We start from the raw sequence: 10,518 nt of genomic DNA on the forward strand, positions 1-10,518 counted from the left end.
GTAGGAGTGTGTGGGCGCGAGGAGTAAAAGTGGATAGCGGGATTAAGCTCCTCAATGAGTTGGAATATATGAAAGAGTGAAAGGTGAAGAATAGAAAAATTTATAAATTGAAAGCATTTGAGAATTGTAAAGGTCTTCTCAGTTTCAAGAGTGTAATTAGAAAAATCGTTTTACGAATAGCTTATAGGTATAATAGCCGATGAGACAACCAATGGTGTCTGCTACGATATCGAGAGCTTCCATGGACCTTCCCAGTCCCATCTCTTCCTGGAGAATTTCTGTAAGGAAGGCATATATAAGAATGATCTGGAAAAAGTAAGAGAATTTTATTTTGGGAAATGCGGCCATGAATGAGAACCCTAAGGCTGCAAATATACTTAAGTGCAATACTTTGTCAATACCGTTGAACATGAACCAATATTCGTGGTTCTCTTCTCCGGGCTTGAGAAGCATATAAGTAAGAAATGCCCAATAAATGGGCAATATCTTACTAAATATTTTTAAAATTTTATCCAATGATTGCTTTGTAATCTTCTGCAGAAAGCAATTCAGACAGGTCTGCCCCATCAGCAATTTCTAATTTGATGATCCATCCGTCTCCATAAGGATCTGTATTTAACAGTTCCGGCTGATCTTCCAATTCCGAGTTGAACCCGATAACCTTTCCTGCGATAGGTAAGAATAAGTCTGAAACAGTTTTTACTGCCTCCACACTTCCGAAAACGTCCCCGCCATTAAGATCATCATCTACTGTATCAACATCTACATAAACGATGTCTCCAAGTTCTCCCTGAGCGAAGTCTGTAATACCGATTGTAGCCACATTACCTTCGATCTTGATCCATTCGTGATCTTTAGTGTACTTTAATTCTGATGGTGTGTTCATTTTTTAATTTTTATTTTCTACAAATGTATTCAAAATTATAGTAGCTTCAAATATTGGATATAAAAAAAGTCCTTCAAAACTGAAGGACTTTTAAGTTTATGTTATTTCTAGAATCCACCACCGGACTCTCCGAACGTAAATGTTGCTGAAATACCAGCTCTGATCGTAGACAGCGGGAAGGCTGTAGAGATCTTATACTTCGAGGTCATCTGTTCGTAGAAGACTCTCAGGTTAAGACTTTCGGAGACATTGTAATCTGCAGAAAGTTTAATATTGAGAAGTCTCTGTCCTCCTGTCACCTGCGAATCATTCAGGAGGATATTCATAATGGAAGTTTTACTATCTCTTAGTGAAATATCTCCTCTGATATTAAGGTCACTTCCTTTTCCTCTGGTTCCTCTTCCTCTGATATTGGCTGTTCCTAATCTGAAGTTTCGGATAATGTATCCTAATCTCACTACATATTCTGTATTGGAATCTTCAGTCAGGGTATGGTTTACCAATCCTAATACCATCATTCGGTTTTTGTTGTACTGTAATCCGAACTGCATATTGTTTCTCATGGTAACATCTACTCCAAGAAGCGGTGAGAAGGATTCTACATACCCTACCTGAGAAAAGGTATAAGGATTAATCTTATCTCCATTATTCACTTTAATATTACCTGCATCATCTACCGTTTGATAATATCCGTTAGGGTTACTATGGTAATCAATATTACTTTGAATTCCTGTTGCAGTATATGTTGCGGTATAAGCATGTGAGATATCAAACTTCGTAAATTGTCCGCTGATGATCGGAATATTCTTTAATCCGGAATAGGTAATTCTCCAGTTTGGTAATGGCATTCCTGCTTTTTTAGGATTTCCTATCGGAGAAACAGATTTTCCTTCAAGAGCGGCTCTGAATGCCGGGATCAATACATAAGCATTGGCTATACTGTAATGTTTAGCAAATCCATCATTTCCTATTTCGGCATTGGGACCTCCAAGCTGTTGTGAAAGTTTCATTGCATTCTCTCTGATCGCCTGATATACTGCTGCACCATCTTTGAATGACGAATTAAGAAGCATGGTAGAATTTGAATAGGTTATCAGGTCTGTTGCAAAAGTAAAATCAGGATTAGGAACACCTCCATTAACATAATTGAATCCGGAATGAGTGAAGTTACTGTTGAAGTTATGCAGTACACTCAGATCGATTCTAAGGTCGTTCATCGGCATCATCTGCAAGTTTGCCCGCAATTCTCTGGTTGACATTCTTACATATGGATCTGTCATAAACTCAGAGCCACTTACCCAGCCATTTTCCATAACTGTTCTTCTGATATCTGCCTGAGATCCTAATAAGAATCCGATCGTTGGACCTCCTAATGTCTGCCCGGAACCATACCAGTTGGGAGCTGACAATAATCCAGGAAGTACTGTACCGTTGTTTTCGGTATAGCTTACATCCAACTGCTTGAATGAAGTCAGGAAGAATGCTGCACTTTGAAGCACAGTAAGCTTATTCTTGAATTTATAATGCTTATACTTATATCTGTTCTTTTCCCATTGTTTTGTATATACATTATTCAATGAATCCATTTCCTGCTTACGTTTCTGAAGCTTGGTATTAATATCTTTAAAATATTTAAACTGTCCGAAGAATTTAGGAATATCAGCTGATGCCGTTGCCTGAATGACATTCGTATTCTGCCCGATGGAACCTAAGCTTTCTACCTGATTATTATTCGGATTCACCGCACCATATAATGCGGTACTTCTCGCATTCCAGTTATAAGTAAATCCGTATCCAACTTCAGCATCAATAAAGTCCAGATAAGGAAGATACTGGAATGGCAGTTTATAGCTCAATTGTGCTCTGTGATTATACAATACCGGTCTACCTGCTCTGAACACGTTTCCGAAAATTGCTTTATTGTCCATCCCATTGACGTCTATGTTATCATTAAGGGTTCTGGTTGCCGAGTTGATCTCCAGCTTCAATGATTTTGTAAAGTTAAATCCTAAACCATACTGCCATCCGAAATAGAAGTTTCTGTTTCGGATCGATTCCATATCGCCGCTCGCATTTCCACCTAAAATGGCTTCAATATTTCTAAATTCAAGTTCGTTATAGTTCCTGTCAATTTCAGTTCTGAAGGATAATCTTGTCGGAATAGGATTGATATTAAATTCTTTTACCCATCTCAGATACTTAGTAGATTTTGCTGTATCACTGATCATCTTGTTGAAAGGTTTTATCACCCATGGTTTGAAGGTATAGTTGTAATCAATATACCCTCTCAGATACTGTCTGTAATTTCTTTTGGTATAAATATCCCTGAAATAATCATCATTATATATTGCAGTTACAGAAACGTTTTCAATATCATAAAACTTAGCCTTTTTATTCTGATTTACTCTTTCTTTACGCATATTAACAACTCCGATACTTCTTTGCTGTGTATATGTTCTCGCCACTTTTTTCAGCTGCTCCCTGTTTGGAGCCTTACTGAATTCCACGTCTGTATCCAAAGGATTGTACTTCGGATCTTCGATCGTCTGTGAGTAAGAATAGTTTAACGGAATTTTAACTCCTGTTTTCTCCGGTAATAGTTTGTCTACATTCACTGCTGTATTGATGCTGAATGCTGATTGGGTAGACTGTGTTCTTTCCGCCGGTTTTGAATCAATATTTCCAAATCCTACTGAGGTATAAGAAGCATTGGTATTAACGGTCGCAAAATCTCCTAAGTTGAAGTTCAAACTTGCATTTCCTGCATACCCACCATCATTATCAATATCAGAAAGACGAATCTCATTCACCCATAAAATCCTGTCAATAGAAGGTCCTGAACTTCTTTCCTGCCCATTTCGAATACCAACCATTATAGTTGTCACACTTCCTAAGCTTGGACGTCCCTTAACATAAATTCTTTTATAATTATCCCCAGCTTCAAAGTTCGGATCCAAAAATCGCTGCATAATTTTATCAGCATACATTTTGTCTCTTCGGATTTTTGCATCAACAAAATTCTGAATATCAAGATTTACTTCGTTTTCCATTGGCCAGATTTCCATAGGAGCTGTTGCCGAAGTTGAAGTAAGCTTTAAAGATGCTTCATATTCGTAGTAGTTATCTGTAACATCATTTCCAAAACGAATAAAGAATTTAGTTTTTTCATCTATTTTCCCTACATTGATATCTCTATTTAATGGATCGTGAGCATGTACAAAAAGTTTTAGCTTTTTATATCTTCTCATATCCAGGGTTGTATTTTTGAATACCCCTTGAGCTTTACTAGCTTCCAACTCCCTAGCTTTCATATATAATGATGCCTCATTCTGTCTCTGTGCTCCTGCATTTCCGCTTAATACCTGTCTGTCTATTCCAGGAGGCAATACATATGGTGGCTGATTAAGAGCATTCTCTTCTATATTTACACTTCCTACCTCAAGTTGCCCTATTTCCGGATCTATTGTTACTCCTTCATTCGGAGTTGGATCTAATGGTACATTTGAATAAGGAGCAAGACTCTTAGAATATTTTCTCCAGTCTGATCTTACAAGGTCCATTGTTCCGAATCTCAGTGTAGAAGTATTTTCAAAGCCTGTTAATAATAATCTCGCAAATCTTACATTATTAAGTACCGTTTCCTTAGCAGTTCCCTGAGCTTTATCAAAATTGGAAACTGGTATTCTGAATAAGTACCATTTTACATCAGCTGATTGTCCGTTCAGGAAAGTGGCTTTTACTGTTTTTATATCAACAATATTATTTTCTGCTCCTAATGAAAGACTGGCCTGATCTAATTTTATTGGATATTCATTATAGCTTTCAATCTGATCCAGGTTATAATCCCTGTTAATATCTTCAGCATCCGGAGTCTGTGAAGCCACACTCAGTGAATTTGCTTCTGAGTTTCCGTCTGGGTTTCTGAAGTATTTGTAACGCTCAATAACTGAAGCTGCCTGGGTGCCGGTAAATTTATCTGACATAAAAAAAACAAAGTCATCCACTGCAGGGTCAACAATATTTGTCACCGGGTTTACAAAAGTATTCCCGAATCTCATCGCTTCCTGATCTGAGCTTAAACCATCATACCCTACATCCTGAGCTTTTCTTCCGTCTCCTTCTGTAGAGAAGGCATATAAAATAGGAGGCTGTTTTGGCTGTACACCCCAATTTGAAACCGTGGTAGCAGATGTAGCTCCCGGTGCAGAAAGACCGTTTTCATACAGCATTTTCCCATCTTTAAGGATATCTTCAGATACGTTTCCTAAGTGTAATAATAATTTCGGATTATCTCCCAGTTGATGACCATCAGCATAAGGATCCATCATCCAAAATTCAACATATTCAATGTTTGAGCTTACAAAGTTCGGAACACTGATTGGGCGCATAATACCTGCCCATCTGCTGCCAGCCTGCTCTGTAAGTGGATTTACGTTATAAGGTCCTTTTTCTTTAGGATAGAAGGAGATATCAAAAGTATTGGTATAGGTTTGGTCTCCCGCAACAAAGTCTCTGTTGTTATAAATTTCAGAAAGCAGTACTCTTCTTGAAGCATTGTTGGAAACAGATTGTGGAGTAATTCCAGCAGGAGGTCTTCCTCCAACATTCCAGAATCTCGGATCAATATTATACCATGATAAAAGCCCTCTTCCATATCCACTCGTGATATCATCACTTGTTGGAGGTATATTAAAAGGAGGTGATGTATTTTTTTCAGGTCTCGAAGCCAAGCTCCATGCCGCAGGTTCCTTTAAAGATATTTTTGATGTTGTCTGTTCAAAATCGTCAATATAGGCCTGGCTGTTGGTTGCTTTATTCAATCCCGGAATAAGGTATGCTGCCTCCATCTTAAAGTTGATATTGGATGGTGCCTCAGTTTTGATCAATGGAAGTTTATCAGTAAACCTTGTAAGATAAGGAGCCTGATTATTATACATCATGTTGATTCCTGCCATTGTATTACTAACAGCTTCCTGCCCATAGTTTACCTTTTGGGTAAGTGGTGATTCTGAGTAATTAATAACGGTTCCACCCAAAATAAAGTTTTCATTGAATCTTCTTTCCAGGTTTAATCCCATGAATCTTTTTCTCTGGGTATTAAATGTAAGCTGATTTTCCAATGAAATATTGATAGCCTGTCCGGACTGTTTTATATTTTCATTGAGAATTGTTACCGACCCCAACATATAGTCTACAGTATAGTCTACCCCTTCGGCAAGCTGTACTCCATTTGCAGAAACTTTTACAGATCCCTGAGGTACATTTACTGCTCCCAGAGAAATACCCTGCCCCTGTACCCCTTTGTAACGACCTTCTATCGTGTATCGCTGAGGAACAGAATTTTGATTGGGTAATGGTTTTATTTTATCGTATAAATCATGAAAAACATACATTGGATCATTCCCTACCAAAGACTCCATATACTTACCGAAAGGCTGCAATTTGGTGAAAATAATCTTACCGGTTTCCGGTCTGATCGTAATTCCGGGCACAAAGTCAAAAACTCCGTCTCCTTTGGTACCATCTTTATTGTTCTGAATATCTCCGTTCATATTAAGACGGTCCCAATTCATTAATTTCAATAGATTTAAATCTTTTACAGGAGTATCCGGAAGATAATTTACTTTACCTCCTGTTTTCTGGTCTTTATAATATAAATTAAGAATAAAGCCATCAGGAGATACCTGACCCGCATCTAAGGAATAAATATTCTTCATCATCAATTCCCACATCGGAGAAGATACATCTACACTGTTGTTTACTTTCAAAACCTTAGTAATCAGTACAGGGCTTTCTTCTGAGAATTCCCCAACTTTGTATACTTTATTACTTCCATTCATTGTATATGAATATGAAACAGCCAGAAGCTGCTGGTCATTAAGTTTCTGGTTCAATGAAATATATCCTAATTGGGGCTGAAATGTATATTCATTAGAGTTTAGTTTTCTGGCCTTACTATTAAAGATAAAATGCTCACCGTTTATGTAAGGTTGTGAACTTCCAAATACCTGTCCCTGGTAAACTGCATTATAATCCTTACCGGCTTCTCTTGTTCCGGCCTTTGCTGAAATATCGTTATACAATCCATTCACAGAGTTATCCGGAAAAGCTCCTCCCCCTTCTCCAAGGTCTCTGATCCCGATGATTCCTTTCTGGTAAGCTAAATTACTGTTCCCTTGATCCAGCACCCAGACTTCAAGCCTGGTGATATTAATGGTTGAATTGATCTGTGGATAATTGATTAAGGCATTATCATATTTATCTACGAAGTAATGTCCTAAAAAATAGTGCTGATTTTCTTCATAGTCATTAGCATTCACCTTAAAGTTATTCATCACACCTCCTCCCTGTACAACAATATTTCGGGCTTCACCCTGTTGCTGGGAAAGGACTACAGTTCCAAAGGTTTTCCCCAGCTGGAATTCTGTTTTTACCCCAAACAATGATTGTGAACCACGGATCAGACTCGTTGAAAGCGGCATATTTACGTTACCGAATTCAACTCTTTTAATGATTTTATCTTCTCCGCCTGCGTTAGGTTTGTCAACATTTCCAAGCCCTTTGCTCTGCAGGTCTTTCCAGCTTCCTTTTGCTTGCCATACGAGGTTCATTCTGTTTTCAAAGGCAAAACCACTTTGGGTATCGTAATTGGCTTTTAACTGAAGATTCTCCCCTACTTTCCCAAGTAATCCAAGCTGAATTCTCTGGTCTATATCAAAAGTAAAGCTGGTCCTGTTCTGTGGTAGGATCAGCGGGTTATCTATTTTCTGGTAAAGTCCTGCGAAGTCGATGGATGCGTATCCGGAAGGAATGATCTCAATTTTATTGCCCCCGAACAAGGTTTCGAACAACTTATTGTTGATCATCACAGAAGGAATAAGCCCCTTCTTTCTGGCATCACTTTTGTCTTTTCTAAAAAGGAGATTATATTTTTCCGATTTCTCCTTATAATATGCCCTAGTCTGGAGAGCGAGTACATATTCTTTATACTCTTCGGGAGACATTGCAGTAGGAGGACCGGTAATGGTATTTCCAATTTTGGGATATACATAATACATCCCGGTTTTTATATCGAAATAAGCCTCATACCTTGTGGGGTCTGCTACTTCGTATTGCTTTCGTATGATCGTGGTGTCTTTCGCCTGCTGTGCAAAGGCACTTACAGACATAAAGAGGAACGACAGGAACAAAAATATTTTAAAATGCTTATTATTCGCCACCAAATGTTAAATGTTTTTTAAAATTTGTTTAACCAATTCTTCAACCGAGAAGTCAGGATTCTGCTTTAATATTCTATCTGCTATCTTCTCGCTGGTTCTCTTAGGAATTCCTAAAACTTCTAATGCAGATAACGCTTCATCCTTAATTTTATTATCCACCATTGATGAAATAGTCTCTCCCGGACCACTGAATTTCTGTACCTTATCTTTAAGATCCACAATAATTCTTTCTGCTGTTTTTGCTCCGATACCTTTAGCTTTCTGAATCAGCGCACTATTCTTAGAAAGTACCGCTGAAGCAATCTCATCAAGGCTCAAAGTAGACAATAGAATAAGCGCAGAAACTGCTCCCACCCCATTAACGCTTATTAACAGATTGAACATTTCTTTTTCTGAACGAGTGTTAAATCCAAAAAGAAGATGGGCATCTTCACGAATGATCTGCTGGATATATAAAAAGGTCTGCTGATTCAAAACCAGCATTTGTGAGGTCATTAAGCTGATACCCACATAGTAACCAACCCCTTGTACATTAATTACAGCGTAAGTAGGCGTAAGTTCTTGAACATTGCCTTGTAAAGAAAATATCATTATTAATTTTTAAAACTCCCAAATATAGTAATTTAAACTAATTAATATTTTCATTTCATGCAAGAATGATTTTTAACTTAAATTTTGAAGTGATATTCAATCAATCTGTTATAAGAATATAAGATCTCAAAAATCAGAATTTCGTCAATTTGGAATTGACTTTGAAGATGTCTTTAAATTTGTTACCACCATATTTCCAACTGAAGGCCAAATGATACCCCATTATTTTTGCTGATAAGTCTTGTATTGAAGTCCGAAACGCCTGTACTTCCGGTAAAGTCATCCGACCAATGTGCATAGGTAATAAACGGCCTTAAGACAGGTCTTGAATAATAGCCATAATCCCAGGAGATCTGCGGCGAAAATGTAACTTTCTGTAAACTGCCTTCTACTCCTGATCGATTATTTTTCATATAGTCATTACCCGCTTCTAATGCGAGATTAAAATGCTTGTTGATATAGTACTGATAGCGAAAACCTACACTAAAAAAGTTTTTGGACACTTTATTATCCAGAATATTTTTCATATCGTCGGTATTACCAATTCCAAAATCTCTGTACTGATAGGTAAGTGAAGCTTGCACTGCATGTCTTTGTTTATCATCATACACAAAATTATTAATCACATCAAATGAATTTGCTTTATCAAGATTATAGGTAATGGTATTGCCAGCATTTTCTGATATTGTCTTTCCTGAATTAGGACTTTCGGTAATTGAGCTTCCCTTTCGAAAAATGAGGGTAGAAGTATTACTGATGTTCTTTTTGGAATACGTCCACCATCCCCCCAAAGCATATCCGGCAGATCTTGGAGTGTTGCTAATGTCATTTCGTGTTTTTATGCTGTATTGTCCTAAAAGATTCAGTTTAGAATGTTCGGAAACAGGAATATCCAGGTACCTGAAGTCTGTAACATAGGAATGGGCATCATTATTTCCATATTTAAATCTTATGAATGCCAGATTCATATTTCCCGAGTTTTTAATCTGGTAATTTTCTAGTCCTAATCCTATTTGTGAATTTTGTGCAGAATTAATCCAAAAATAATCCAGGGACTCCACATTTCTACGATCATAATATCTTTTCCCTACCCATAGGTTTGCATTTTTTACAACTTTATTTATTTTACCGTAGAGCTGTGCTGTTTCCGGAAATTGCTTATATGCATCACTCCCGAAAGGAATAAATTTCGCCATCATATACGTGACTTCGTACAGGTCCACAGAATCCTTGTCTTTGTATCGATAATTGAACTGAAGTTCTCCGTAATGATTAGCTTCATTCCCCATTCTGAATTTATGTACATTATCCGGTGTTGTAAAATTTACCATCTGACCACCGTCTGACCATCCAAAACCTGTTCGGACATATCCATTAACAGACAGTTCGTGGGATTTAAAATTAATTTTTTGCGCAAAGCATAGGGAGCATGCTAAAAGGGACAACAGAGAGCCCATTTGTAACAACTTCTTTTTTTTCATAGTGTTTCTTAAAAGGTAAACTACCCAAAAAACAATACAAACCTTTAACAGAATAAAATTATCTGTTATTTCATTAAAGCAAAAAATGTCACAGTGGTTATACTCTACTGAATATCAAAAAAGCATATTCCGATTAAGTCGGAAATAGGAGCAAATCAATGATTATGCATTGGCAATAGAATTATATTACACATCTGGATATCTTTTTTCATGCATTTGTACTCTGTGTTCTTTAGTTCGTTTGTGTTTTTTATTAACTCAAAGATATTAAATAATACAATTACCTTAAAAAAAACAGTAATTATTCATTATAAATAAAATATTATTAAATATTTTACAT

At 37.1% G+C, this 10,518-nt stretch carries 5 protein-coding genes; all 5 read right to left on the reverse strand.

Translation table 11 applies throughout. From position 1 onward, the window contains the following. Positions 1-156: 156 nt before the first annotated feature. Complete coding sequence (locus WH267_RS24815) at positions 157-483, reverse strand: VanZ family protein (protein ID WP_340011677.1); 327 nt, start codon at positions 481-483, stop codon at positions 157-159. A 25-nt stretch (positions 484-508) separates the two neighbouring features. Beyond that, a complete protein-coding gene (gene gcvH, locus WH267_RS24820; protein ID WP_115973722.1) occupies positions 509-886 on the reverse strand; it encodes a glycine cleavage system protein GcvH in 378 nt (125 codons plus the stop codon). 107 nt (positions 887-993) lie between these two features. Beyond that, positions 994-8,055, reverse strand: coding sequence for a T9SS outer membrane translocon Sov/SprA (gene sov, locus WH267_RS24825; RefSeq protein WP_340011679.1), 7,062 nt, complete (start codon positions 8,053-8,055; stop codon positions 994-996). Positions 8,056-8,112: 57 nt separating this feature from the next. Further along, positions 8,113-8,697 (reverse strand): Holliday junction branch migration protein RuvA, encoded by a 585-nt coding sequence (ruvA, locus tag WH267_RS24830; RefSeq protein ID WP_115973724.1) that lies wholly within the window; start codon positions 8,695-8,697, stop codon positions 8,113-8,115. A gap of 182 nt (positions 8,698-8,879) precedes the next feature. After that, positions 8,880-10,178, reverse strand: a complete 1,299-nt coding sequence (locus tag WH267_RS24835) for a carbohydrate porin (RefSeq protein ID WP_340011676.1) — start codon at positions 10,176-10,178, stop codon at positions 8,880-8,882. Positions 10,179-10,518 lie beyond the last annotated feature (340 nt).

This window comes from Chryseobacterium sp. MYb328, from assembly GCF_037572595.1.
Lineage (GTDB): Bacteria > Bacteroidota > Bacteroidia > Flavobacteriales > Weeksellaceae > Chryseobacterium > Chryseobacterium pennae.

Bases quoted from the DNA above. Each gene is read 5' to 3' on its own strand.
- gcvH (WP_115973722.1), bottom strand. From the start codon at position 886: ATGAACACACCATCAGAATTAAAGTACACTAAAGATCACGAATGGATC.
- sov (WP_340011679.1), bottom strand. From the start codon at position 8,055: ATGTCTGTAAGTGCCTTTGCACAGCAGGCGAAAGACACCACGATCATA.
- WH267_RS24835 (WP_340011676.1), bottom strand. From the start codon at position 10,178: ATGAAAAAAAAGAAGTTGTTACAAATGGGCTCTCTGTTGTCCCTTTTA.
- ruvA (WP_115973724.1), bottom strand. From the start codon at position 8,697: ATGATATTTTCTTTACAAGGCAATGTTCAAGAACTTACGCCTACTTAC.